General features: G+C 40.4%; 33 protein-coding genes and 2 tRNA genes. 3 read left to right on the top strand and 32 right to left on the bottom strand.

The genetic code is table 11. The features are described from left to right. Window positions 1–12: 12 nt before the first annotated feature. From PU629_RS06320 to PU629_RS06235, 18 genes are all read right to left on the bottom strand, one after another. On the bottom strand, window positions 13–558 hold the full coding sequence (locus tag PU629_RS06320) for an NUMOD4 domain-containing protein (RefSeq protein WP_275283442.1): 546 nt from the start codon (window positions 556–558) through the stop codon (window positions 13–15). After that, window positions 558–989 (bottom strand): DUF669 domain-containing protein, encoded by a 432-nt coding sequence (locus PU629_RS06315; RefSeq protein ID WP_275283441.1) that lies wholly within the window; start codon window positions 987–989, stop codon window positions 558–560. Before PU629_RS06315 ends, PU629_RS06320 begins: the two co-directional genes overlap by 1 nt. A gap of 11 nt (window positions 990–1,000) precedes the next feature. Further along, window positions 1,001–1,423, bottom strand: coding sequence for an ERF family protein (locus tag PU629_RS06310; protein WP_275283440.1), 423 nt, complete (start codon window positions 1,421–1,423; stop codon window positions 1,001–1,003). A gap of 21 nt (window positions 1,424–1,444) precedes the next feature. Beyond that, window positions 1,445–1,771 (bottom strand): zinc-finger-containing protein, encoded by a 327-nt coding sequence (locus PU629_RS06305; protein WP_275283439.1) that lies wholly within the window; start codon window positions 1,769–1,771, stop codon window positions 1,445–1,447. A 37-nt stretch (window positions 1,772–1,808) separates the two neighbouring features. After that, window positions 1,809–2,015, bottom strand: a complete 207-nt coding sequence (locus PU629_RS06300; protein WP_275283438.1) for a hypothetical protein — start codon at window positions 2,013–2,015, stop codon at window positions 1,809–1,811. Between the two features lies 1 nt (window position 2,016). Next, entirely contained in the window at window positions 2,017–3,258 is a 1,242-nt protein-coding gene (locus PU629_RS06295) for a DNA cytosine methyltransferase (protein WP_275283437.1), read from the bottom strand. A gap of 1 nt (window position 3,259) precedes the next feature. Next, window positions 3,260–3,814, bottom strand: a complete 555-nt coding sequence (locus tag PU629_RS06290; RefSeq protein ID WP_275283436.1) for a host-nuclease inhibitor Gam family protein — start codon at window positions 3,812–3,814, stop codon at window positions 3,260–3,262. After that, window positions 3,789–4,049 carry a hypothetical protein gene (locus PU629_RS06285; protein ID WP_275283435.1) on the bottom strand — a complete coding sequence of 87 codons (261 nt, stop codon included), beginning with the start codon at window positions 4,047–4,049 and terminating at the stop codon, window positions 3,789–3,791. The genes PU629_RS06290 and PU629_RS06285 overlap by 26 nt, the downstream gene beginning before the upstream one ends. A gap of 1 nt (window position 4,050) precedes the next feature. Continuing rightward, a complete protein-coding gene (locus tag PU629_RS06280) occupies window positions 4,051–4,323 on the bottom strand; it encodes a hypothetical protein (RefSeq protein ID WP_481900481.1) in 273 nt (90 codons plus the stop codon). Between the two features lie 74 nt (window positions 4,324–4,397). Then, complete coding sequence (locus PU629_RS06275) at window positions 4,398–4,556, bottom strand: YqaI family protein (RefSeq protein WP_275283433.1); 159 nt, start codon at window positions 4,554–4,556, stop codon at window positions 4,398–4,400. A gap of 111 nt (window positions 4,557–4,667) precedes the next feature. Next, on the bottom strand, window positions 4,668–4,808 hold the full coding sequence (locus PU629_RS06270; protein ID WP_275283432.1) for a hypothetical protein: 141 nt from the start codon (window positions 4,806–4,808) through the stop codon (window positions 4,668–4,670). 212 nt (window positions 4,809–5,020) lie between these two features. Beyond that, entirely contained in the window at window positions 5,021–5,299 is a 279-nt protein-coding gene (locus PU629_RS06265) for a hypothetical protein (RefSeq protein ID WP_275283431.1), read from the bottom strand. Window positions 5,300–5,335: 36 nt separating this feature from the next. Further along, entirely contained in the window at window positions 5,336–5,533 is a 198-nt protein-coding gene (locus tag PU629_RS06260) for a hypothetical protein (protein ID WP_275283430.1), read from the bottom strand. 14 nt (window positions 5,534–5,547) lie between these two features. Then, window positions 5,548–5,745 (bottom strand): hypothetical protein, encoded by a 198-nt coding sequence (locus PU629_RS06255; protein ID WP_275283429.1) that lies wholly within the window; start codon window positions 5,743–5,745, stop codon window positions 5,548–5,550. A gap of 30 nt (window positions 5,746–5,775) precedes the next feature. Beyond that, entirely contained in the window at window positions 5,776–5,958 is a 183-nt protein-coding gene (locus PU629_RS06250) for a hypothetical protein (protein ID WP_275283428.1), read from the bottom strand. Between the two features lie 203 nt (window positions 5,959–6,161). After that, entirely contained in the window at window positions 6,162–6,377 is a 216-nt protein-coding gene (locus PU629_RS06245; protein ID WP_275283427.1) for a hypothetical protein, read from the bottom strand. 22 nt (window positions 6,378–6,399) lie between these two features. Next, window positions 6,400–6,723 carry a DUF771 domain-containing protein gene (locus tag PU629_RS06240; RefSeq protein ID WP_275283426.1) on the bottom strand — a complete coding sequence of 108 codons (324 nt, stop codon included), beginning with the start codon at window positions 6,721–6,723 and terminating at the stop codon, window positions 6,400–6,402. Continuing rightward, window positions 6,710–6,946 (bottom strand): XRE family transcriptional regulator, encoded by a 237-nt coding sequence (locus PU629_RS06235; protein WP_275283425.1) that lies wholly within the window; start codon window positions 6,944–6,946, stop codon window positions 6,710–6,712. Before PU629_RS06235 ends, PU629_RS06240 begins: the two co-directional genes overlap by 14 nt. A 200-nt stretch (window positions 6,947–7,146) precedes the next feature. On the opposite strand from PU629_RS06235, the gene PU629_RS06230 reads away from it, so the two are divergent. From PU629_RS06230 to PU629_RS06220, 3 genes are read left to right on the top strand one after another with little or no spacing between them, the layout of a single operon-like run. Further along, on the top strand, window positions 7,147–7,470 hold the full coding sequence (locus PU629_RS06230) for a helix-turn-helix domain-containing protein (protein ID WP_275283424.1): 324 nt from the start codon (window positions 7,147–7,149) through the stop codon (window positions 7,468–7,470). A gap of 12 nt (window positions 7,471–7,482) precedes the next feature. After that, complete coding sequence (locus PU629_RS06225; RefSeq protein WP_275283423.1) at window positions 7,483–7,929, top strand: ImmA/IrrE family metallo-endopeptidase; 447 nt, start codon at window positions 7,483–7,485, stop codon at window positions 7,927–7,929. 25 nt (window positions 7,930–7,954) lie between these two features. Further along, a complete protein-coding gene (locus PU629_RS06220) occupies window positions 7,955–9,064 on the top strand; it encodes a site-specific integrase (protein ID WP_275283422.1) in 1,110 nt (369 codons plus the stop codon). A 144-nt stretch (window positions 9,065–9,208) separates the two neighbouring features. Here PU629_RS06220 and PU629_RS06215 read toward each other — a convergent pair. The 14 genes from PU629_RS06215 to PU629_RS06150 form a co-directional block, all read right to left on the bottom strand. Then, a tRNA-Arg gene (locus tag PU629_RS06215) sits at window positions 9,209–9,285 on the bottom strand. 869 nt (window positions 9,286–10,154) lie between these two features. After that, window positions 10,155–10,228: transfer RNA gene (locus PU629_RS06210), tRNA-Gly, on the bottom strand. Window positions 10,229–10,426: 198 nt separating this feature from the next. Further along, window positions 10,427–12,112 carry an ABC transporter substrate-binding protein gene (locus PU629_RS06205; protein ID WP_275283421.1) on the bottom strand — a complete coding sequence of 562 codons (1,686 nt, stop codon included), beginning with the start codon at window positions 12,110–12,112 and terminating at the stop codon, window positions 10,427–10,429. Between the two features lie 160 nt (window positions 12,113–12,272). Beyond that, on the bottom strand, window positions 12,273–13,295 hold the full coding sequence (locus PU629_RS06200) for a LacI family DNA-binding transcriptional regulator (RefSeq protein WP_275283420.1): 1,023 nt from the start codon (window positions 13,293–13,295) through the stop codon (window positions 12,273–12,275). Window positions 13,296–13,538: 243 nt separating this feature from the next. After that, complete coding sequence (locus PU629_RS06195) at window positions 13,539–14,054, bottom strand: metallophosphoesterase family protein (protein ID WP_275283419.1); 516 nt, start codon at window positions 14,052–14,054, stop codon at window positions 13,539–13,541. Then, complete coding sequence (locus tag PU629_RS06190) at window positions 14,051–14,656, bottom strand: XTP/dITP diphosphatase (protein ID WP_275283418.1); 606 nt, start codon at window positions 14,654–14,656, stop codon at window positions 14,051–14,053. Before PU629_RS06190 ends, PU629_RS06195 begins: the two co-directional genes overlap by 4 nt. Continuing rightward, window positions 14,653–15,402, bottom strand: a complete 750-nt coding sequence (gene rph, locus PU629_RS06185) for a ribonuclease PH (RefSeq protein ID WP_275283417.1) — start codon at window positions 15,400–15,402, stop codon at window positions 14,653–14,655. The genes PU629_RS06190 and rph overlap by 4 nt, the downstream gene beginning before the upstream one ends. A gap of 207 nt (window positions 15,403–15,609) precedes the next feature. Continuing rightward, window positions 15,610–16,674: a GerMN domain-containing protein gene (locus PU629_RS06180; protein ID WP_275283416.1), complete on the bottom strand. Its 1,065-nt coding sequence runs from the start codon at window positions 16,672–16,674 to the stop codon at window positions 15,610–15,612. A gap of 89 nt (window positions 16,675–16,763) precedes the next feature. Then, window positions 16,764–17,555, bottom strand: coding sequence for a glutamate racemase (racE, locus tag PU629_RS06175; protein WP_275283415.1), 792 nt, complete (start codon window positions 17,553–17,555; stop codon window positions 16,764–16,766). A gap of 9 nt (window positions 17,556–17,564) precedes the next feature. Next, window positions 17,565–18,032 (bottom strand): MarR family winged helix-turn-helix transcriptional regulator, encoded by a 468-nt coding sequence (locus PU629_RS06170; RefSeq protein WP_275283414.1) that lies wholly within the window; start codon window positions 18,030–18,032, stop codon window positions 17,565–17,567. Between the two features lie 410 nt (window positions 18,033–18,442). Continuing rightward, window positions 18,443–18,658 carry a helix-turn-helix domain-containing protein gene (locus tag PU629_RS06165; protein ID WP_275283413.1) on the bottom strand — a complete coding sequence of 72 codons (216 nt, stop codon included), beginning with the start codon at window positions 18,656–18,658 and terminating at the stop codon, window positions 18,443–18,445. 452 nt (window positions 18,659–19,110) lie between these two features. Next, complete coding sequence (gene sdhB / locus PU629_RS06160) at window positions 19,111–19,875, bottom strand: succinate dehydrogenase iron-sulfur subunit (protein WP_275283412.1); 765 nt, start codon at window positions 19,873–19,875, stop codon at window positions 19,111–19,113. Window positions 19,876–19,893: 18 nt separating this feature from the next. Then, window positions 19,894–21,645 (bottom strand): succinate dehydrogenase flavoprotein subunit, encoded by a 1,752-nt coding sequence (gene sdhA, locus PU629_RS06155; protein ID WP_275283411.1) that lies wholly within the window; start codon window positions 21,643–21,645, stop codon window positions 19,894–19,896. Window positions 21,646–21,756: 111 nt separating this feature from the next. Further along, window positions 21,757–22,368 carry a succinate dehydrogenase cytochrome b558 subunit gene (locus PU629_RS06150; RefSeq protein WP_275283410.1) on the bottom strand — a complete coding sequence of 204 codons (612 nt, stop codon included), beginning with the start codon at window positions 22,366–22,368 and terminating at the stop codon, window positions 21,757–21,759. Window positions 22,369–22,557: the final 189 nt, after the last annotated feature.

Below are 22,557 nucleotides of genomic sequence, written 5' to 3'. Positions count from 1 at the left end.
GCCCCCTCCTATTCAATTCGCCTCATTGAACAATATCCTATAGTTTTTATAAAATAATTTACCTTTTTTAGATAAAGCAGAGATGTATCCATTGTTTTTACCTAAAAACTCACTAGCTTTTGATTTACTTCTAAACTCATGTTCTTCTTTTGTGTTTAAATCTATCAATATTACTTTATGAGAAGAAGTTATCAAACCATTATCAAAGGCATGATTGTTATTTTCTTTGTGGTTGCACCACTCAAGATTTTCAGCGTAATTATTATGTCTATTGCCGTCTATATGGTTTATATATTCTTTACCTTCGATTTTTTCTATGAAGGATTCGGCTACCAACCTATGGACTAGATAGGTAGTAGCCTTTTTGTTTTTGTACAGACAAACTCTATGCGATCCATCTGCTTTACTTACTTTTTGTTTCATAACTCTTTGTTTCCAAACTCTTTTTCCGTGTCTTTTGGAATATGTTGTTTTTCCTAATTTAGTTCTTACCTGTCCTTTATTACTAACTTCATAAAGTCCTTCATAACCAACAACATCTTTCCAAATTTCCTTCATCAGAACGGAACTTCCGAATCATCAACGGTTGGTACATCAGGTAATGGAGCCTCCGAAAGTTTAAATCCATTCACTTGTGGGTATTTTTTTCCGTTATGCTCACGTTCTCCTACAACCAATCGAAGTGGTTGGTTAAGCATTGCTTCTGCCCATTCTTTATAGCTTTTGTACTGTTTACCATTTGGCATTCCAGCTGCTTTAGATGCTGCATGAAATCTCCACATAGCTTTTTCTGTCACTGTGAAGTTATCAAAAAGAATTTTTTGACCTTGGCAGGGTTGTTCAAAATCACTGCGAATTTCATAATCCATGACGACTTGATTATTACCAGAAGCAGCCTTCTTAAGTTCGTAATTTACAACTGTTACCTCGTACTCTCCTGGTTTAATTGGTTCAAAACCTTTCGCTTGTTCGTGATCTACTTTAAACATTTAATTTCCCCCTAAAATTCAATATTTTCTTCTTCTTTTTGTTGACTAGCTGAATTACCATCGTCATCTTCATCAGATGTAATACCAAACATTGCGGAAAGACTATAACGTTTTAAATAAGTTATAATACTTCCAGCTGCTTGTGCATCTGTTTTAACAGGTGTCGCAAAAATCGGTTCGCTTTCGATATACTCGCCACTTTCGTGCATCAATACAGTCACAACACCAACTTTGTTATCTTGGTTTAATGGGTATTGAATGAAACTCAATCCATGATTATTAGCTATACTTGTAATGGACTCAACAACATTTTCTAGAGGTACATATTTGCTTTTAAAGAAAGGATTAGACTTATCCTTAGTCGGCTGTTTAACCTCTGCTTGAAAGGCAGATAAAGCCTTTGCTAATGCTCCTATTGATTCAGATTTATTCATTTACAGGTAATTTCACTCCTTTCAAAAATGAACAAGTGATATTGCTCTAATGTGTTTTAATAACTCAAAGCATTGTTCTTCATCAAACATTCCTATATGTGCTTTATCAGGAGGAAGATTCATAACTTCACTCATCCATTGATAAGCTTTAGAACGACTCATTCTCTTGTATTTCCATATTGGATCAAATGCAGCATGCGTTCTTTTTCTCATTTGTCTAAGGTTGTAATTTGCCATAGTACCCAGTGGAGTCTTCCCTTTACCATGTGTACCAACATACGCATTACACGGCCGGCATACATATAGGTTGGCACCATAATCTTTTCCATAGAACTCTTCACTAGACATGAATTTCGCTTCATTTCCACAGTAAGGGCAAATCATTTTAAAACTTTTTAAAGAAGTCATTTTTAAAAGCTTTGTTAACTCTTTTTCTAAACTTGAAAAAAAGGATTAATTGAATAATCAACACGATGATATAAAAAGCAATCGCAATAATCTCAGGGAGTAAGACTAAGAACCAATTCCAGCCGATTTTTCCTATTAACTTAAGGACAATAAATATAATTGTTAGAACCTCAGTAAATCCCAAATTAATTCACCTCTTTCAAATTACTTGAACATAATTCTGGTAAGTTAGATCTAACTAATTGCTCGGCAAATGGTGGTGGTACAGCATTTCCACATCTAGCGACTTGTTCAGTCTTTGGATATGTCTTTCCCGTGAAATCCTGGTCGATGATGTAATGTTCTGGGAACCCTTGAGCATTAAACAATTCCCTTGGTTGCAACATCCTCATTCCGATGTCTGTTATCCGATAATTTTCACCTTTCACTGTTACCAATCCGAACCGATCTTTTGTGGTAATCGTGTGTAGGGGGTCGTTCAGCGACTGTCCTACATCGGACCCGTAATATTTGGTTAAGAAAGCAGCGACTAATCCGAATCGATTTGCTGTAGGTATCGTTGCCAGAGGTTCGTATAAGCTACTGGCCCGTGTTTCTTTTCCTTGGTGCGTGTAGTAATGCTGAATAAAAAATGCTTTATCATCCAACAAATAAGGGTTATTTGAATCAATGACATATTTCTGTATGCCTCGTTTAATACGTATCATGCTATTTTTAGCAAGAGGCTTTTTACGTGTGAAAATTGATGGTGTTCCAATATCCCAATCAATAATCTCTGAAGCTGCTCTCCAAGGCTTTAAACGCCCCGCTTGGACTGAAAGGCTTTGCGGATCACCATGAGTTGGTTTCGGCCATGTTATTGGTTTGCCGTCGCATCTAGCGATCATAAAGAATCGTTTTCTAGTGGTTGGCGCTCCATAATCGCATGCTCGCAGTTCTTTAAACTCGACTTCATACCCTAAAGCTTCCAAGGATTTCACGAATGATTGAAAGGTCTTTCCTTTTTGCGATTCGTCGGGATAACCGTCTTTCAGAGGTCCCCAAGTTTTAAACTCTTCAACGTTTTCAAGCATTATCACTCTTGGTCTTACCGCTATGGCCCATTTAACCGCGATCCAAGCAAGCCCTCGAACATTTTTACTAACCGGCTTGCCACCTTTAGCCTTGGAAAAATGCTTACAATCTGGGCTAAACCATGCCAGTCCAACTTTTCTTCCGGCGACTGCTTTAACTGGATCAACGTCCCAAACTGACTCACAATAATGCTCGGTGTCAGGATGATTTGCCTTATGCATGGCTATTGCTGCTGGGTCATGATTAATTGCGATGTCTACGCTTAAGCCAGTGGCAAGCTCAATTCCTGTGGATGCTCCTCCACCCCCGGCAAAGTTATCGACAATAATTTCTCTAAATAGATCGAGTTGCATTTTAAACCTCTACCGAATAAGAGATTCCACCAGGCTTTACTACTACACCTGGAATTTGTTGACCATTTTCATCAACCGCCACTTTCACACCGTTTACTTCCACGATCTTGAGTGACTTTTTCAAATCGGACCATTTCAATGAGTGCTTAATAAACTCAGTTAGGCCGTTGTCTTCCACAAACTTAAGGATTTGGCTTTCGTCTGCTTTATCAGGACTTTCCTTCGTTGCCCGGGACTTAGATTTTCCATAAGGTGTTGAAAGTGTCTTTGCCTTCGGATCCTCTTCCAGTTGCTTTGCATGATACTCAGAAATAAGATTTTCAAAGAATTCGAGACTGCTAGAAATTGTGGACAGTTCACCTTGTTCCCATTGAGCGATACGATCACGTTCAACATTTGCCAGTGTTTTGATTTCTTTCTCTTTTGATTTCAACGCGGACAATTTACGGAAAGACCAGTTAAGACTTTCAAGGTCCTTGATTTCAAACTTCTGAACAACTTCCTCCTCGAATACTTCCAATACATCGATTTCAATTTTCTCCAACGGATTTAGCATATTGAACCTCCTCATGTTTTTTTAAAGCCTTTTTATACCCAACATCTTTTGATTTATCAAACACCCATATAGGCTGTGATCCAGAAGGATATTTTCTTCTGTTCAGTAACTCAACTTGGGCATTTTGAACATCATTAGTGAAACACCATTTAACGATCTGGCCATCTTCAGAGAGAGCGACAGCTTCTAATAGTCCTTGTGGACCATAACCATTTATGAAACAGAATATTTTCATGTTATGTAGCTTCACCCGATTTCTGTTTCAGTCGTTTAGAAGCTGCATTCTTTCTTTCCTCTGACCACACGATTTCTTTCTTCATGCTTACTTGCTTTTCGGATAATGTAGCTTTGACGGCAAGTATCTTTCCATCTTGCACTTCTTGGCATTTTATCTGCGTAATCTTTTGGAGTTTTCGAATGTGTTTTGGAACGGTAGAGTAAACACTCCAGGTACGGTCTTCATTGTTAAAAACCAAAGTAGTTTCTTGCTCTTCTTTGGAATAACCCAACATTGTCACTCCAATCGTGTTATAATGTTTTCGGATAATTATTTTTTAAGGCTACTTGGCAGAGTAGTCTTTTTTTATTGGGCTTTGTAACATTTAACTTCTTGCACCTCAACTAAGTAACGTTTAATATTTTTATCCAGTACTACTACTGAATGTAATTCGAAGTAAACATCGCCCGATAATATTTCATCACCAAACATATCTTCCACAGGATGATCCTCAACTGCCTTCACAATCCTCACCTCCCTTCGGCTTTAAGCTCCTTAACCAATGGTTTAATGACCGCTGGATCTACATCAAGTGCCCCATGCTTTAACATCCAAATAGAGTTTTTCAAAAGTTTCTTAGGAATTGAGTTGGATGTGTTGGACGAATATTGTCTTTCCACAGTGATCAATTAAGAACTCCCCTTTCTCGATAAGATATTTTTTAAGTAACTCAAGCTGATCGTGTTCATTTTTGCGACCAATTTCGTTACTGTTCACTTTTCCTCACCTCCCCTCAATTGTGGAAAAACCCAATAATGGTATAGACACAAGCGATGATTAAACCGATTCCTGAAAGAATCTTGGTCATTTATTTTTCACCTTCTTGGTTCTATTTTTCGATTAACTTGCACATACTATTAAGTTAAGCTCCTTGTCCAAAAGGTGTTGAAAAAAAGGTGCGCCGGAGCGCTATTTAGTCGTAATGTACATTAAAGTAATCTTGATAATTTCATAAAAACTTCAAAGGTTTCATCCATTGTTAATCTTCTTGGGTGGTCTACATCACCTGAATGTTCATCGATATATTTACTTACTTCTCTAATGCCATTGGTGAACGTCTCAACCTTATTTTGAAGTTTGCCAGCAATTTTTTGTTCGCTTTCAGTACACTTTTTCCAATGGCTAATTTCTTTTAAAAGCCTTTCAATTTCTTTATCTTTTTGAACGCAAACTTGTTGCCATTCTTTAACAGACCCTTGACTATCCATTTAATCTCCTCTTTCCTCGATTCCAACATCCTCGTATTATTCATCAGATTCTTCTTCAACGACCATTCTTTCTATTTCAGCACCATCAACTTCATTCGCACACTGATGACAAACCGAAACATAAGCGTCTTCACTTTCCCAAGCCATTTGTTCTGCTTCTTCCTTTGTTTCAGCTTCAAACTCTCCGATATATTTGGTAGCCGTAACAACTGCATAAACATTAAATTTTGACATTTTCATCTTCCTTTCTAAGGTTGTTTCTTAGTTGTATTGAATGTGATTTGCGTACTGAATTTGACGTTAAATTCTTCTCCACACCCTTCACAATCCATTAAAAATTCGCCTTCTTCGTCAGTCGGTTCAATGTATTCCCAAAAATCATTATGCTTATAGCCACAATGAGGACACCCAATATAATCGTGGCTTATTATCTGTTTTAACTCCATTTCCCCACTCTCCTTGGTACACAATATGGGTCAAACGGGATCAATATCTACCCATGTAACATGAACGAATTGACCTCTTCCATTTGTCTTCACGTCTTTACTAAGGACTTCTTTAACCACATATTCTTTGTTGTCCTCATGCATAACGTGTTGCCCAACCAAAGTCGGACTCATTGTAGCATCAATCATATTTTCAACAATTTGAGCCTTCAAGTTATCACCTTCCTTACTACGCTTTTTTTGTCAAATGGATACTTAACGTTTAAGCAGCAGCTCATTTAGTTTGTATTTGTACCTTATCAACCTTTGAGCCCTTTTATTCTGCTGTTCTCCGCGACCATTCCACCTTTTTTCATCTCTGCAATCAGCCACTTTTTCTGTGTACCAATTAATCCTTTTTACTGCTTTGCTTAGGTTCATTTTGATCTCTCCAACAAATCCTCTAAAAAATATGCTGCTTTATTAAAAGCTGTTGCTTTACCTTCTAACCATTGAGCATAACTGTCATCATAACCGAACTTATTTTTGTTCCTTTCACTATCCTTTGTATTATCATCAGCAAGATCTTTAAATATTTGAATCTGGACCTTTAGATTTCTTTCTAAAAGGCTTTCTGTTTTAGCTGTTGTCATTTTTAAGCCTCCTTTACTTTCATCATTTAGACCCAAAGATCAAACTAAAATTCTTCTCTAGAAACACCGACATTTTAGATGCCTGGAACGACCATGTTTGACCTTTTGATTTTGGGTAAAAAACAAATCCACCTTTGTCGCTATCTAACACTTGTCTAAATCTTGTGGGATAAAGCACGTTCTCTTTTATCCACTCTTGTTTGCGATTGATCCGTTGTTCCAGGTCTTTCATGTTCCAATAAACACCGGCTAATTCATTACGTTTTAACTGTATAAGCTCGACCTTTGTGACAAGAACCATATCTTCTGGAATTGGGACGGATAGCTTAACTTCAAGTTGTTGCATTTAGTTGCTTCAGCTCCTCCGCTTCTTGTTCTTGATGGAACAAATACTCCAGATCGTATTCGGGGAAAAAATGATTTTTTATAGCCAACGCTTCATAGAAAGAAAAACCATAATGGCCATTCATCTTGTCGTAAACAGTTGCAACACGACAGCCTAAAAGCAAAGCCAAATCTTTACCCTTAACGTTTTTTCTTGCCATCTCGGCTTTCAAATTTTTTAACAAGTTTAAACCTCCTTCACGTCTTGTTCGATACTCAATTTCGTATCTTGTGTTTATATTATACTCAATTTCGTATTAAGTCAACAAAATTTCTAAAAATAATTCTCAAATTCGTATTTTAACTATTTACATCCGCCTATTTATCTATATAATGGAATTATAAATACGATTTTTCGTATAATAATAGGTCGGAGGAGAACACTTTGAAGGACGTAAGAACGGAAATTATTAGGAATTTAATAAATGACAACTTCCCAACTATGAAAGCATTTGCTGATCATATAGAAATGCCATATACAACACTGCGTTCGATGTTAGAACGAGGAATAGGTAATGCTTCTGTTGATAATGTATTGAAAGTTTGTAAAGGATTGGGGATTACAACTGATCAATTAGAAAAAATGGCTGATGGCCAAGAAGATATAAATACTATTGCAGCACATCATGATGAGGAAGACTGGACAGAAGAAGAATTAGATGAAATAGAAAGATTTAAAGAATATGTAAGGTCTAAGAGAGATAAATAAGGAGTTGTAATTATGTATAAGGCTCTTCTTTCAGAATGCTTAAACCTAAACATAGATGTGCAAGAAGAGCACATTCAGGGATCTATCAAGGGTCTATATTCTGATAATGTAATCTGGATTAATAAAAAAATTAAAAGTACCATCGAGAAAGCTTGTATTCTTGCTGAAGAATTAGGTCACCACTTTACAACTAGTGGTGACATTTTAAACCAAAATTCAATCATGAATAGAAAGCAAGAACTTAGAGCGAGATCGTGGGCATATGAAAAACTAATTCCTTTAAATAAAATAATACAAGCTCAAAAAGAAGGCATAAAAAATCGTTATGAGCTTGCTGAATATCTCGGTGTCACAGAAGAGTTTTTACAACATGCGTTGGATAGATACAAAGATAGGCTTGGAATTTACACTTTAGTTGATGGTGAAACATTAATGTTGGATCCGCTATATGTAAGCTGAAGATTTGAAAGGAGGTGATAATAAAATGGCGAGTTATCAAAAACGAGGTAAGACATGGCAGTATACCGTGAGCCGAACAGTTAATGGTAAATCATCCCCCATTCGTAAAGGAGGATTTAAAACCAAGAAAGAAGCCCAGGTGGCAGCTGCTGAGGTTGAATCTCAGTTAAATAAGGGATTATCCCCTATTAGCATGAAAAAGGTTATTTTTGCTGAGTATTTTGAGACCTGGCTCAATCTGTTTAAACCTAAGATAGGAAAAAACACTCGTGCACGTTATCTAGTGACACTAGAAACGATTAAACAAGAGTTCTTAGGGGTTTATATCCAAGATGTGACCAAACGATCCTATCAAGAGTTTTTAAACAAATACGGAAAGACTCATGGTCTAGCTACATCCAAAAAAATAAACTCACATATAAGAGCTTGCGTGAGAGAAGCTGTGGACGAAGGGATCATCAGGGTGGATTTTACAAGAGGTGCACAATTAACTGGTTCAAATCCTAAAAAACCCGAGGAAAAACACCTTAATTACTTTGAATTTAAACGTCTGCAAAAATATTTATTAAAAAGTTTAGATCATAGCAATATAATGAATTACGCTATGTTGTTGGCCTTGACATCTGGAATGCGCTTTGGTGAATTAGCTGGTCTAACCAGAAGTGATTTTAATTTCAAAACTAATAAAATCCATATCAATAAAACTTGGGGTTATACAAATAAAATGCCTACTGGATTTGGTCCGACTAAAAATGAACAATCTGTTCGATTGATTAAAATGGACAAGAAGACAATGAAGGCCTTTAAAGAACTATTCGATAAGACCCCTAAGAATCCAAATGACCTGGTTTTTTACAGTACTCAATCGAAATACCAAGTCATTAGTAATAATGGAATGAACAAAGCTTTAAAAGCGCTCCTTACCGAATTGAATATGGAGGAGATCACTGTACATGGATTACGGCATACACACATTAGTGTATTGCTTTATAAGAAGGTATCCTTGCCTTATGTATCGGAACGTGCTGGACATAAAGATACAAATACTACAAATGCGATATATAGACATGTATTAAAGGAGCTGCGTGATGAAGATGAAGAATCCACAACTGAAATACTCGAAGATGCTGTATAAAGGTGTGTAAAATTTGTGTAAAACAATTCTATTTTATATCGTTTTCTATCTTATTCTTTAAAAAAGAAAAAACGTCAGATTCCCTTATAAATAAAGGATTCTAGACGTTATATAAAATACTGATCGTATTCAAAATTAATGATATGGCGTCCCAGGAGAGATTCGAACTCCCGACCGACGGCTTAGAAGGCCGTTGCTCTATCCAGCTGAGCTACTGGGACATTTTATTATAGATATAGCTTCTTCTTTGCTCTTGTTATCAATTCGTTCGTCAACCTCTTTGATACTTCCGCGTGAGAGGTTGTCTGCGAAGCGGACTCACAGATGCGGATTCAAGTGCTCTATCCAGCTGAGCTACTGGGACATTTTATTATAGATATAGCTTCTTCTTTGCTCTTGTTATCAATTCGTTCGTCAACCTCTTTGATACTTCCGCGTGAGAGGTTGTCTGCGAAGCGGACTCACAGATGCGGATTCAAGTGCTCTATCCAGCTGAGCTACTGGGACATTTTATTATAGATATAGCTTCTTCTTTGCTCTTGTTATCAATTCGTTCGACAACCTCTTCGATACTTCCGCGTGAGAGGTTGTCTGCGAAGCGGACTCACAGATGCGGATTCAAGTGCTCTATCCAGCTGAGCTACTGGGACATTTTATTATAGATATAGCTTCTTCTTTGCTCTTGTTATCAATTCGTTCGTCAACCTCTTCGATACTTCCGCGTGAGAGGTTGTCTGCGAGGCGGACTCACAGATGCGGATTCAAGTGCTCTATCCGGCTGAGCTACTGGGACATTTTATTATAGATATAGCTTCTTCTTTGCTCTTGTTATCAATTCGTTCGTCAACCTCTTTGATACTTCCGCGTGAGAGGTTGTCTGCGAGGCGGACTCACAGATGCGGATTCAAGTGCTCTATCCAGCTGAGCTACTGGGACATTTTATTATAGATATAGCTTCTTCTTTGCTCTTGTTATCAATTCGTTCGTCAACCTCTTCGATACTTCCGCGTGAGAGGTTGTCTGCGAAGCGGACTCACAGATGCGGATTCAAGTGCTCTATCCGGCTGAGCTACTGGGACAAATTAGTTAATGGAGCGGGTGATGGGAATCGAACCCACGACCAGAGCTTGGGAAGCTCTTATTTTGCCACTAAACTACACCCGCGTGTTGTGACGACAATATTTAATATATATAAAAGACGAGAGTATGTCAATAGGTTTGATAAAAAAATATGAAAAATATTCTAGTACCGACAAAGTGCGTTAAGGCTTCGTTTCCGGCCTTCTTCACAACTAAATTTCTTTTTACTTTGAGATAAAAAAAGGGAAAGACCTGGCTTCCCCTTTTTTATTATTAGATTACTTATTTACTTACTGGTTTTAGGTGCTGTATAACGACAACGGCTTGTGGCCAGTTAAAGACTGTCGGTGTGTCATATTGGTGATCGTTGTCAGGCCAGCCTGTATAGTGAGTGGTGGTATATTCATACCATGTTTCACCGTAGAAGATAGGGAGGACTGGTAATTGATTAACCATGACGTCTTCAATTTTGGACATTGCTGCCTTTTGGACAGCGGGGTCTGTTGTCCCTTTAAATTGATCCAAAGCTTGTTCTGTAGTTGGATCATTCCAGCCTTCAATATTCCAACCGCCAGAAGTGCTTAACATATCTTTAAAGGTTTTGTAAGGTGTTGCACCTGGATTCGTCCAGCTTAAGGCAAGATCAAATTTGCCGCCTTGAAGATTGCTTTGATAAGCCCCGTATTGCGGTTGTTGGACTTTTACATCAATCCCAATCTTCTTGAGGTCTTGAGAGATTAGCATACAAGTCGTGATCCAATCCGACCATCCTGATACGACTTGGAGGGTAAAGCTTAGTTTCTTACCGGATGGAGAGACGTAAATGCCGTCGCTGCCTTTTTTGTAGCCGGCATCCTGGAGGATTTTTTCGGCCCCAGCCGTATCCTGTTTATATTGAAGATCGGCATATTTTGGATCAATGAAATCTTTATCACGAGGTATTTGAACACCTGTTGGACTAGAGACGTTTGCATAGCCATATTCAGCTTGCTTGACAATCTTGTCACGGTCAATTGCCAGGCTGATCGCTTTACGTACATTTACATCTTTAAGAAGCGGGTTCTTAAGATTAGGATATAAAATGATCGGTGAAGCTGGCGGGAACCAATAATGATAGTCTTTGCTCTTAGCTGTATACACTTTGTCAACATTCGGAATAAACATCCCCGCCCAATCGAGCTGACCGCTGGCTAAGGCCAATTGAGCGCTTTCATTTGAATCATAAGCTTTAAAATTAATTTCTGGAACGGCATAGTTTGAAGCATCATAGAAGCTTGTGTTCTTTTTCATTGTGTAATTTTGCGGGGTAAAGTTAGACAAGACATATGGACCTGTTCCTACTGGTTTCGTCATGTTGACCTTTGAAGGATCACCTAAACTTTTCCAAATGTGTTCAGGTACAATAGCGGCTTGTAAAACATATTCTTGAAAAGGAACGTTCGGTTGATCGAAGTTAAAGTCCACGACATTATCGCTTTTCTTGACAACAGATTTGACTACCTTCATAATGCCTGAAGTATCAGCAGCTGGATATTTCTTAAGCTCATCATTAAACGTGAAGAGCACATCATCGGCTGTAAAAGGCTGCCCATCGGACCACTTAACACCTGTTCTTAAAGTCACTTCGAGGGTTTTATTATCATTTATCCACTCATATTTGGTAGCAAGCATAGGATATTCATCATGGCTGATTGTGCTAAATACATACAGTGGCTGATAAATCAAACCAATCGTCCCATAGACAGCACTTGCTGAAAAGGGGTTAAAGTTGTCTTGCCAGTTGCCATTTGGGGCTCCCACCGTCAACGGCTGAGCGACTGTTTTGGAAGAAGACCCGTCAGAACCTGGTCCGTTTGATGGGGTTGAAGAACTGGTTTTACTTCCGCACCCGGCAAGACAGACACTCATTGCAAACACGATTACCAAAAACAGAGTTAAGCGGTGCTTAAGCTTCATCTTCACCTTCATGTTTGACACTCCTTTACTTGTCTAAATGATTCAAAAAAGAAAACGTTTCTTGAAAACCCTATTAGACCGTTTAAGTTCAGGCGTTCACCCCCTTCAAGCAGTTACCCTTTCTTCTATATATAATAAAGCGCTTTCTAAATTGCGTTTTAACAGAAGCTTGTTATTGCCGCACGTCTTTCACTGTTTCCCTTATCACGAGCTCGGTTTCAATAAAACATGATGTATTCGGATAATAATTAGGATTCTCAATCATTTTTAGAAGCTCAACCCCCGCTGACTTTCCTAATAACTCTTTGTTTTGTCCAATCGTTGTAAGCCCCGGTTTTATGTAACGCAGTAATTCCAGATCATCGAATCCAATGACTGACACATCCTCAGGAACTCGGACTCCTTTTTCATGAAGAGCTTTCATTACGCCTAGCGCAATTAAGTCACAGCCACAGAAAATAGCGGTGGGAAGTGCGGGGTTCTCCAATAATTGAAAACAGGCTTCATAGCCCCCCTGTTCAGAAAAATCACTGTTATAAATCCGGTCAGAGTAGATCGTCAAATGATTCTTTTGCATCCCTTCACGAAAGCCTATTAAGCGTTCTTTGCCTGGAAACGTTGAGTAAATATCTGAAATAAACGCTATTTCTTTATGCCCCATCTCAGCCAGATAATCAACCGCTTTTATAGCCCCTCCCCTATTGTCCGAGGCGAAAAAGCTTGAGCGCGGACCGATCAAATCCAAATCCACCGCCACACAAGGAACTTTGCATTCTACAAGTCTTTGAAGATGCTGATCCATTCGTGAGATTCCCAGTAGAAAAAGGCCCTCTACATGACGATAACTGGAGCGCTCTAAATAGCCCATCCGATGGTTATCAGGATGATCATCCGTGAAGAAGATCAGATCATATCCGGAACGACCCACCACTTCCTTAAAACTTGCTAAAACATCTTGTAAAAAAGGATGGCGAAATCCCGAATTAAGGTGATCCGTGAAGAAGATCCCAATGGTCGACGATTTCTTAGTGGCTAATCCTCTAGCAACAGAACTCGGACGGTAGCCCTCCACCTCGCATATTTTCTTAACACGTTCAGCTGTTTTGAAGCTTATATCAGCATAGCCATTTAGAACCTTTGAAACGGTGGCAGAAGAGACACCTGCCTTTTTGGCAATGTCGTAAATGGTAACCATACAACGACTCCTTATCTCATTTTAATTAAAGGAGGTTGAGCACGTCTTCCCCTTTTGAAATGCCTGTCTGAAATCCGTCCCCTTCCTTGCTTGATAAAAGGTTACTTTTTTATAATTCTGACTTTAAAAACCTTAGTTTGGTTGATGCACGAACATTATGGTTTTATTATACAATTAATCCTCAATAAGTAAAGCGCTTACTTCATTGGAATAAAAAAACAGAAACCGTTGAAAGTTTCTGTTTTAGAGGGGAAAAGATTGGCTTAATTCTTTTAATTCTTCCCCCTGATCGGTGAAGAAATGGATGTCAAACGGCGAATGAGGACCCTGCCACTCACACATCGCATAAGTCTTTTCATTGCGATCCCTTGGTGAACTCAAACTGCCAGGGTTGATATAGACTTTCCCGTCATTGTATTCTGCCGCCAGCATGTGGGTATGGCCAAAACAAACCACTTGGGCACCTATAGACTCCGCTTTATATTTTAAATTTAAAGGCGAGCGATGAACACCATCTTCGTGACCGTGCAAAACCAGCCACTTTAATCCACCCGCTTCTGCCACCACTTGGTTTGGAAAACCCGACTGGCGGTCCACATTTCCTTTCACCACTTTAAATGGAGCTAGAAAAGGGTGATCAGGAGTCAACTCTGAATCTCCGCAATGAATGAAAAGGTCAGCTTCATCTTTGTGCCGCTCATAGACTGTTTGAATGATGGCTTCATCACCATGAGTGTCGCTCATAATGAGGGCTTTCACTTCAAATCCCCCTCTATCTCTGGCCAAAGCTCCTTTAAAGTTTGAAACGCTTGAGCTCTGTGACTTATCTTATTTTTTTCATCACTCGTTAACTCGGCAAGGGTCTTTCCAAGGTGAGGCACATAAAAAATCGGGTCGTACCCAAAGCCTTCATGCCCGATTGGCTCTTTCGTTATATAACCTGACAGTGTCCCTTCTATGTAGCGAGTGGCTTTTCCAGGAATGGCAAGAGCAAGGACACAATAGAAGGTTGCCTCACGCTCCTCCTTAGGGACGTCCTTTAATTCCTCTAATACTTTTTCCACGTTGGCTTGATCATTTCGTTCAACACCCGCGTAACGCGCAGAATAGACACCCGGTCTGCCGCCTAAAGCTTTGACCGCTAGACCCGAATCATCGGCAAGCGTACTTATGTTATACCTCCGGCTGATCGTCTCCGCTTTCAGCCCTGCATTTTCCTTAAATGTCTCACCGGTTTCTTCCACATCTGGAGCGTCCGAGAAATCGGCTAAGGTTTTAAGGTCAATATCAAAGTCACGAAACAAGTGTTCAAATTCTCTTTTTTTCCCTGCATTCGTTGTTGCAAGCAGTAAGGTCGTCATTTTTTCTTTTGACCCCCTGGAATGGTAAACGCACCAACAATCTGCTTTTGATACTCGATGAGCTCCTCAATTCCTTTTTTCCCTAGCTCAAGCATGCTATGTAATTCCTCAGGAGTGAAGGTTGCCTCTTCCCCAGTCCCTTGTATTTCAACAAAATCTCCATGGCCTGTCATGACAAGATTCATATCAACTGCAGCGGTTGAATCTTCTACATAGCTCAAGTCAAGAATAGGACCATATTTCGGGTGAATCCCAACAGAGGTTGCCGCCATGAAGGTCTTAATTGGCATTGACTTAATTATTCCTTTTTCAATCGCTTTTTTGAAGGCCAAAACCATGGCAACAAATGCCCCTGTAATGGAGGCTGTTCGTGTCCCGCCGTCCGCTTGGATGACATCGCAATCAATCCAAATGGTTCGTTCTCCCGTAGCTTCCAGGTCCACTACCGAACGCAAGGCTCTTCCAATAAGCCGCTGAATTTCCATCGTCCTCCCGCTTACCTTACCCTTGCTCGATTCGCGGATCGTTCTTTGCTCAGTGGCACGTGGGAGCATGCTATATTCAGCCGTCACCCACCCCTTTCCTTGTCCTCTCATAAAAGGAGGGACTCGCTCTTCAATGGTTGCATTACAAATCACTTTAGTTTGTCCGACTGTTATTAAAACAGAACCTTCCGGATGAATAGTAAAGTGGGGGATCATCTGTACATTTCTTAACTCATTTGTTTGTCTTCCATCAGCACGCATAGGTTACGTCCTCCTCCTGACCTCAATTCCTATCCTTACACTTCAACTTTTTACATTCTTAAAAAATCTCCAAAATGAAAACAACTGCCTCGGGCAAGTTTGCGTTTCTATCTTCTTTAATAGAGCCGCATTTTATACTTTCTAATCGTATAAAAAAGAGGCAGCTAATCGCTACCCCTTAACTATACCATATTTGAGTGCAATCCTTTAAACCCCCGTTTTATTCACAACAGGAAGGCTGACCGGTTTGGTCAAGGTTTTTCCAGAGTCCAGTGTCATTTTACTGTTTCCATTGACTTCAATGCTCACTTTGGAAATACCGTCTTTACCAATCAATGATAAAGCGAGCACATTTACCGCCTCATCACTAACTGTTTTACTTTTGGAATTCGAATAAAAATTCTCATTGAAGTTAAGTGTCGCCACCCCGTCCTTGACTTGAGGGTCTGACACAAGACTGACGTCCGTTCCAAATGGCGACATCAAGGTTGAATCGCTCGTCGGACCGTTAACTACCGTATTAACAACGGTTGCAAGATCATCGGTTGAGCCATTTATTCTTTCTGTAACGGGAACATAATAGGTCTTACCGCTCGTGGTTTGAGACAAGTAATACACCGTGGTATTTTCACTTCCCGTTACATCAGTCACATTCCCAAGATCATTGTTGATGCCATCTGCCCGTGTTAAACCACTAGGGTCAACGGACGTCTTCGTCGCTGGCATCTGGGTTAAATCCTGGCCATTGACTCTTAGTTGAACCCGTTTTACATTATCGAACTGTGTGAGCGTCCAAGTGATCGCTTGAAGCATTTGTGTCTCATACTTTGGATCATAGTTCAAAAATTCTTTTGAAAAATCAGCCACCAGTGTGCCATCCGATTTCAAGTTCAGCTTGGATGTGGTTCCAGGTGGTAAAACAGCCTGAAAACTATTAGGAAGAAGATCGGTTACCGGTCCATCTTTGACCATGTAATTTAGAGCCTGCTGAGCCACTGTCTTCGTCGCTGGTAATTCTAAGAATTGTGGAGCAACATGCCCATTTTTATCAATGAGGTAAATTTCCGTTTGATGCAATTGAGCACTTGTTTGTGTCGCGTTAGTACTTTCCTTAGTTGGCGATTTTGCCGTATCTCCTGATTTCGTATGATTAACACTGGTTGGCGCTGGATTGATGTTAGAACCTGTTGTCTTCCCGTATCCGCAACCCGTTAATACGAGCGGGGCGACGAGCATCGCAGCAAGAATGGGTGATTTGCCCGTCATGCGCATGGCGTTCCCTCCTCTGATGGTTTGTACTACTATGTATACGAGCCCTCAGAAGAAATAGACCACTTTCACCAAAAAAAGTTGTCCATGAACTAAACCAATTGAACAGTTCGCGTAATCGCTTTGATCTTGAGCCCATCCCTTACAATCCGCTCCAATACCTGTGCCGAACCTGTCGCATAAAATTCATGAGGTGGAGGGTTTTCTTGAGACAAGAGCCCTTTCAAATAAAGAATAGTACTCGTTTCCCGCGCTGTCTCCTCACCAGAGTCAATTAATTGAACATGCTCCCCCATTACTTTTTTAATAAACGGTTTTAAGAATGGATAGTGGGTACAGCCTAAAATCAAGGTATCAATAGGCACATCTCTAAAAGGAAGCAGCTCATTTCTCACAATTTGAAGCGACTGCTCACCCTCTAATTTACCCGATTCCACAAGTGGAGCAAGAGAAGGACAGGCCAAACTTGTAATTTTAATATAAGGATGAAGGCCGTGAAGCGCTTGATTATAAGCCTTACTGCTGATCGTTCCAACTGTTCCAATAACTCCAACGTGACGATTGCGAGTCATCTTAATCGCAGCCCTCGCCCCAGGATAGACCACCCCAACAACGGGAATAGGCAGCACCTTCCTAATTTCATTAAAAGCAAAAGCCGTTGCTGTATTACAAGCAATCACAAGGAGCTTAATATCCTTGGCTAAAAGATAACGCGTCATCTCCCAAGTATATTCAATAACCTCTTCGGCTGGCCTTGACCCATAAGGACATCTCCGAGTGTCACCTAAATAAAGGATTTGTTCGTTAGGCAATTGCCTTATGATCTCACGGGCAACAGTCAAGCCACCGACGCCTGAATCAATGACTCCAATCGGTTGTCTCACATCATCGCCTCATTTTCTTAGATGTCCCTGTTCTTTTTTTATGCTTGCATAGAGCAGTCCTAATCCTTGTTGAAAAGCTTCCACAAATTCACTTGGAATGGTTGCGAGATGTTCTCCCAAAAACTCCTGCCGTTTGCGGATAACTGATTGGATAATGGCCTCTCCATTTTCTTTAAGAAAAATGCGGACTAATCGTTTATCTTTTGTATCCTTTTTTCGTTCGACAAATTCCTTTTCTTCAAGCTTATCTATTAAATCAGTTGTCGTGCTAAAAGCCAAAAACAAATGAGAAGAAAGTTCACCGATTGTTATCCCTTCTTCTTCAGAAATCCATTGCAGCGCGACAAACTGAGGCGGGGTAATGCCAACTTCTGTCAGCATTTGACGTCCGGTTACCCGAATCCGAGAAGCCACATACCGTAATTGTTTTTCGAGAACTGTATAGTTTTGAGCATCAAAGGCACTGATTTCAGCCATGAAGCTTCCTCCAAATCAATATAATAATAGACACTTAATTTTATTTTATCACAGTTGAATACACGTGCGAGCAGAAATTCCCAACTTCTCACAGATCTCGTATTGGGAGTGGAGAGCGACGCCCCCTCTCACACTTTGGGCTCCGCTCACCCTCGTTCCGGTGGACAAGCTTGTCTTGCACACCATTTTCACTCTCTTCTCTTCTGTTTTCGTGGGTTGGAGCCTTCATCTCACACTTTTGGCTTCCTTTACGCCTTGTTTTGGTGTGTTGGAGCCCCCATCTCACCAATTTGACTCCACTCTCGCCGCGTTTTGATGGGTTGTTGGTTTCGTGGGCAAGTCTCCCACGCCTTGGCACTCCATTTTTGCCAAAAGAAAAAAACCGACCCTTTTTGAAGGTCGGTTATTCTCTATAGCTCCAGTTCTCCGATCCGAAGCAATTCGACGACCGCTTGGGAGCGACCCTTAACACCTAGTTTTTGCATTGTGTTGGAAATATGATTTCGAACTGTCTTCTCACTGATAAAGAGTTCTTGAGCAATGTCTCTAGTTGTTTTATCCTGAACCAACAGCTCGAAAACTTCTCTTTCCCTTTTAGTTAACAATGGCTTTGGTCGATGGTTCAACAATTCCCCCTCCTTGCTCCGAGCAAAGAGCTGTGAGAAAGGTATTTAGTCACCATATCTTATGTCCTCATCCTGTTAGATGTGAAAGAAATACAGAGAAAATCCAAAAGCGCTTAACCTATTTTCAAAGAAAGAATTCTTTAAAATAGTTGATTAAATCCCTCTAAGAGATTGGTCGATAAAATGGCAAAGGTATGCCTTTAAAATATGTCAAACACGATAGATCTGTGACTAAAATTAAACAAAAACTAACTGTGAATTGGCCAAAATCCCAAAGAAAACGGGTCAATAACGAGCTTCTCTTTGCTTAGTAGAGTGAGAACGATTGTGGTTTCATCAAAATTCGGTTCAGGGAAACGCTATTCCCCCATTCTCTCTTTAATTTTAGTTTCCCCGCGATCCTCACGAAAGAAGAGACAGACCTTTTAGTGGTCTGTCTCTTCTGTTTGAAATTAAATATTATTATCACTGCCAAAGAAATTTTTAAATGCCTGAATGGCGGTGTCTCTGTTAAGTGCAGCGATTGAAGTGGTCAATGGAATGCCTTTAGGGCAAGACTGGACACAGTTTTGAGAGTTTCCGCATCCTTCGATCCCGCCGTCTCCCATAATCGTTTCAAGACGTTCCTTCTTATTCATAGCACCCGTTGGATGTGAATTGAACAAACGAACTTGAGAAAGAGGAGCAGGTCCAATGAAATCTGATTTGCTGTTAACGTTTGGACAAGCTTCAAGACAAACCCCGCAGGTCATACATTTTGAAAGCTCATAAGCCCATTGGCGTTTTGTTTCAGCCATACGCGGTCCAGGACCCAAATCATAAGTTCCGTCAATTGGAATCCAGGCTTTTACTTTCTTAAGAGCTTCAAACATTCTGCTGCGGTCAACCGCTAAATCACGAACAACAGGGAATGTCCGCATTGGTTCAAGGCGAACAGGCTGTTCAAGCTTATCGACTAGAGCGGTACAAGCCTGACGCGGTTTCCCGTTAATAACCATAGAACAAGCTCCGCACACCTCTTCCAAACAGTTCATTTCCCATTGTGGAGGGGAGGTTGGTTCTCCTTTAGCATTAACCGGGTTGCGGCGAATTTCCATCAGTGCCGAAATCACGTTCATATTTTGACGGTAAGGCACCTCGAATACTTCTTCGTAAGGGGTCGCATCCGGCCCGTCTTGCCGTTGAATAATAAAGCGAACGGTTTTCTTCTCTTCCACTGTTAGATCCCCCTTTTATTAATGTTTTGTCGAGTAGTCGCGTTTACGCGGCTTAATAAATGAAACATCAACATCTTCATAAGAGAAGTCTGGTTGATTTTTCTCAGCATTATAGGTTGCTTTTGTTGTCTTCAACCATTCTTCGTCATTACGTTCTGGGAACTCAGGCTTATAGTGCGCGCCGCGGCTTTCATTACGGTTGTATGCCCCAATCGTGATCACACGTGCTAATTGGAGCATATTCCACAATTGACGAGTAAAGGAAGCGCCGCTGTTGCTCCATTTAGAAGTATCATTAATGTTAATGCTTTGATAACGCTCCATAAGCTCTTGGATTTTCTGATCGGTTTGAAGAAGCTTCTTATTTTCACGAACTACTGTCACGTTGTCCGTCATCCATTCCCCAAGTTCTTTGTGAATGATGTAAGCATTCTCTTTTCCATCCATTGCCAAAATGTTATCGTATTTTTCTTGTTCACGTAAACGATTTTGATCAAAGAGACGTGAAGAGAGATCCTCGGATTGTTTGTCCAAGTTATCGATATATTCAACTGCGTTAGGTCCTGTCACCATACCGCCAAAAATAGCAGAAAGAAGCGAGTTCGCACCTAGACGGTTAGCACCGTGATATTGATAGTCCGCTTCACCGCAAGCAAATAGCCCTTTAATGTTCGTCATTTGATTAACGTCTACCCAAAGTCCGCCCATTGAATAGTGAACAGCTGGGAAAATCTTCATCGGAACTTTACGAGGGTCATCGCCTACGAATTTTTCATAGATTTCCATAATACCGCCAAGCTTAATATCAAGCTCGTGCGGATCTTTATGAGAAAGGTCCAAGTAAACCATGTTTTCGCCATTCAAACCAAGTTTCTGATTGACGCACACATCAAAAATTTCACGTGTTGCGATGTCACGAGGAACAAGGTTACCATAGGCTGGGTACTTCTCTTCTAAGAAATACCATGGCTTCCCATCTTTGTACGTCCAAATTCGGCCACCTTCACCGCGAGCAGATTCACTCATGAGACGAAGCTTATCGTCCCCTGGGATAGCTGTTGGGTGAATTTGGATAAATTCTCCGTTAGCGTAATGAACGCCTTGTTGATAAACAGCACCTGCCGCTGTACCTGTATTAATCATCGAATTAGTAGATTTACCAAAGATAATACCGCATCCGCCTGTTGCTAAAATAACCGCATCGGCAGCAAACGTTTCAATCGCCATAGATTTTAAGTTTTGTGCAACGATCCCGCGACAAACCTCATTTTCATCGACAACGGTGGATAAGAATTCCCAGTACTCATATTTCTTAACAAGCCCATTAACTTCATGGCGGCGAACTTGCTCATCAAGTGCATAAAGCAATTGTTGACCAGTCGTTGCCCCCGCATAAGCTGTACGGTGATGCTGTGTTCCTCCAAAACGACGGAAGTCAAGCAAACCTTCAGGCGTCCGGTTAAACATAACTCCCATGCGGTCCATCAAATGGATGATGCCCGGTGCGGCTTCACACATTGCTTTAACTTGTGCCTGATTCGCTAAGAAGTCTCCACCATAAATCGTATCATCGAAATGAATCCATGGTGAATCACCTTCACCCTTTGTATTTACAGCGCCATTAATTCCGCCCTGTGCACAAACGGAATGGGACCTTTTAACTGGTACAACCGAAAATAAATCGACTTGTACGCCGGCTTCGGCAATTTTGATGGCTGACATAAGACCAGCTAATCCACCGCCTACGACGATCACTTTACCGTTACTCATATTGTCACACTCCCTACTTCAAGCTGCATATTTATAGCCTCTGCAAAACAGTTCGTATTGGCAGTCCTTCATTAATAGAAGCTCACGCCGTTACACCTTTTAGATCAAATATTAAGCGCCAACAAATGCAAACACGGCACTTACTCCTACAATCGCAAGCAGTACGAATATAATTACGGATACATAAGCCATGGCCTTTTGTGACTTTGGAGAAACGGTAATCCCCCAGTGAACCATAAATGCCCAAAGACCATTCGAAAAATGAAAAACTGCCGATAGAACCCCAACGATGTAAAAAGCACACATCCATGGATTGCTTAGAATCTGCTGCATCATACTAAAGTCAAGAGGTTCCCCTAAAGCCATTTGTACACGTGTTTCCCAAATGTGCCAAGCTAGGAAAATAACTAAGAACAACCCGGTCCAACGTTGAAAAAAGAAGAGCCAGTTACGATAGTATTTGAAGCGATTAACGTTGGTTTTTGCTTGGAAAGCAATATAAATTCCATAAATGGCATGAAACAAAAGCGGCAAATAAATGAGAACGATTTCTAAAAAAATCAAATATGGAAGGTTTTCCATAAAGTTAGCGGCTTGGTTAAACGACTGGGCACCACCTGTTGCATAAAAGTTAACAGTAAGGTGTACAACCAAGAACAATCCAATTGGGATTAACCCCAAAAAGGAATGCAGTCTGCGGCTAACAAAATCTCTCTGTGCCATTTAATGTCCCCCTTTTTCCTTGTGTTTGTTTTGTTGTCGTCTCAATAGTCCCAACTTAGTCTGATAGAGAAGACACTGCTTCTTTTCCAAGTCCTGTTCATCATAAATGAAGTCAAGCAACGTAATGACCTAGATTGTTACAAAATTCACAAACCTTTCGTTAAACCGCCCCCATGATATATGTAAAGG

The organism is Pullulanibacillus sp. KACC 23026, assembly GCF_029094525.1.
Taxonomy (GTDB): domain Bacteria; phylum Bacillota; class Bacilli; order Bacillales; family Sporolactobacillaceae; genus KACC-23026.
This window is presented reverse-complemented; position numbering and strand designations above follow the sequence as displayed.

What these genes read in the sequence shown, in the direction of transcription:
- PU629_RS06310 (WP_275283440.1), bottom strand. Translation starts at nt 1,423, where the DNA reads ATGAATAAATCTGAATCAATAGGAGCATTAGCAAAGGCTTTATCTGCC.
- PU629_RS06265 (WP_275283431.1), bottom strand. Translation starts at nt 5,299, where the DNA reads ATGGATAGTCAAGGGTCTGTTAAAGAATGGCAACAAGTTTGCGTTCAA.
- PU629_RS06190 (WP_275283418.1), bottom strand. Translation starts at nt 14,656, where the DNA reads ATGACGACCTTACTGCTTGCAACAACGAATGCAGGGAAAAAAAGAGAA.
- PU629_RS06240 (WP_275283426.1), bottom strand. Translation starts at nt 6,723, where the DNA reads ATGCAACAACTTGAAGTTAAGCTATCCGTCCCAATTCCAGAAGATATG.
- PU629_RS06295 (WP_275283437.1), bottom strand. Translation starts at nt 3,258, where the DNA reads ATGCAACTCGATCTATTTAGAGAAATTATTGTCGATAACTTTGCCGGG.
- PU629_RS06255 (WP_275283429.1), bottom strand. Translation starts at nt 5,745, where the DNA reads ATGGAGTTAAAACAGATAATAAGCCACGATTATATTGGGTGTCCTCAT.
- PU629_RS06150 (WP_275283410.1), bottom strand. Translation starts at nt 22,368, where the DNA reads ATGGCACAGAGAGATTTTGTTAGCCGCAGACTGCATTCCTTTTTGGGG.
- PU629_RS06220 (WP_275283422.1), top strand. Translation starts at nt 7,955, where the DNA reads ATGGCGAGTTATCAAAAACGAGGTAAGACATGGCAGTATACCGTGAGC.
- PU629_RS06170 (WP_275283414.1), bottom strand. Translation starts at nt 18,032, where the DNA reads ATGGCTGAAATCAGTGCCTTTGATGCTCAAAACTATACAGTTCTCGAA.
- PU629_RS06320 (WP_275283442.1), bottom strand. Translation starts at nt 558, where the DNA reads ATGAAGGAAATTTGGAAAGATGTTGTTGGTTATGAAGGACTTTATGAA.
- PU629_RS06225 (WP_275283423.1), top strand. Translation starts at nt 7,483, where the DNA reads ATGTATAAGGCTCTTCTTTCAGAATGCTTAAACCTAAACATAGATGTG.
- PU629_RS06315 (WP_275283441.1), bottom strand. Translation starts at nt 989, where the DNA reads ATGTTTAAAGTAGATCACGAACAAGCGAAAGGTTTTGAACCAATTAAA.
- PU629_RS06200 (WP_275283420.1), bottom strand. Translation starts at nt 13,295, where the DNA reads ATGGTTACCATTTACGACATTGCCAAAAAGGCAGGTGTCTCTTCTGCC.
- sdhA (WP_275283411.1), bottom strand. Translation starts at nt 21,645, where the DNA reads ATGAGTAACGGTAAAGTGATCGTCGTAGGCGGTGGATTAGCTGGTCTT.
- rph (WP_275283417.1), bottom strand. Translation starts at nt 15,402, where the DNA reads ATGCGTGCTGATGGAAGACAAACAAATGAGTTAAGAAATGTACAGATG.
- PU629_RS06285 (WP_275283435.1), bottom strand. Translation starts at nt 4,049, where the DNA reads ATGAAAATATTCTGTTTCATAAATGGTTATGGTCCACAAGGACTATTA.
- PU629_RS06205 (WP_275283421.1), bottom strand. Translation starts at nt 12,112, where the DNA reads ATGAAGGTGAAGATGAAGCTTAAGCACCGCTTAACTCTGTTTTTGGTA.
- PU629_RS06180 (WP_275283416.1), bottom strand. Translation starts at nt 16,674, where the DNA reads ATGCGCATGACGGGCAAATCACCCATTCTTGCTGCGATGCTCGTCGCC.
- PU629_RS06260 (WP_275283430.1), bottom strand. Translation starts at nt 5,533, where the DNA reads ATGTCAAAATTTAATGTTTATGCAGTTGTTACGGCTACCAAATATATC.
- PU629_RS06290 (WP_275283436.1), bottom strand. Translation starts at nt 3,814, where the DNA reads ATGCTAAATCCGTTGGAGAAAATTGAAATCGATGTATTGGAAGTATTC.
- PU629_RS06305 (WP_275283439.1), bottom strand. Translation starts at nt 1,771, where the DNA reads ATGTCTAGTGAAGAGTTCTATGGAAAAGATTATGGTGCCAACCTATAT.
- PU629_RS06245 (WP_275283427.1), bottom strand. Translation starts at nt 6,377, where the DNA reads ATGACAACAGCTAAAACAGAAAGCCTTTTAGAAAGAAATCTAAAGGTC.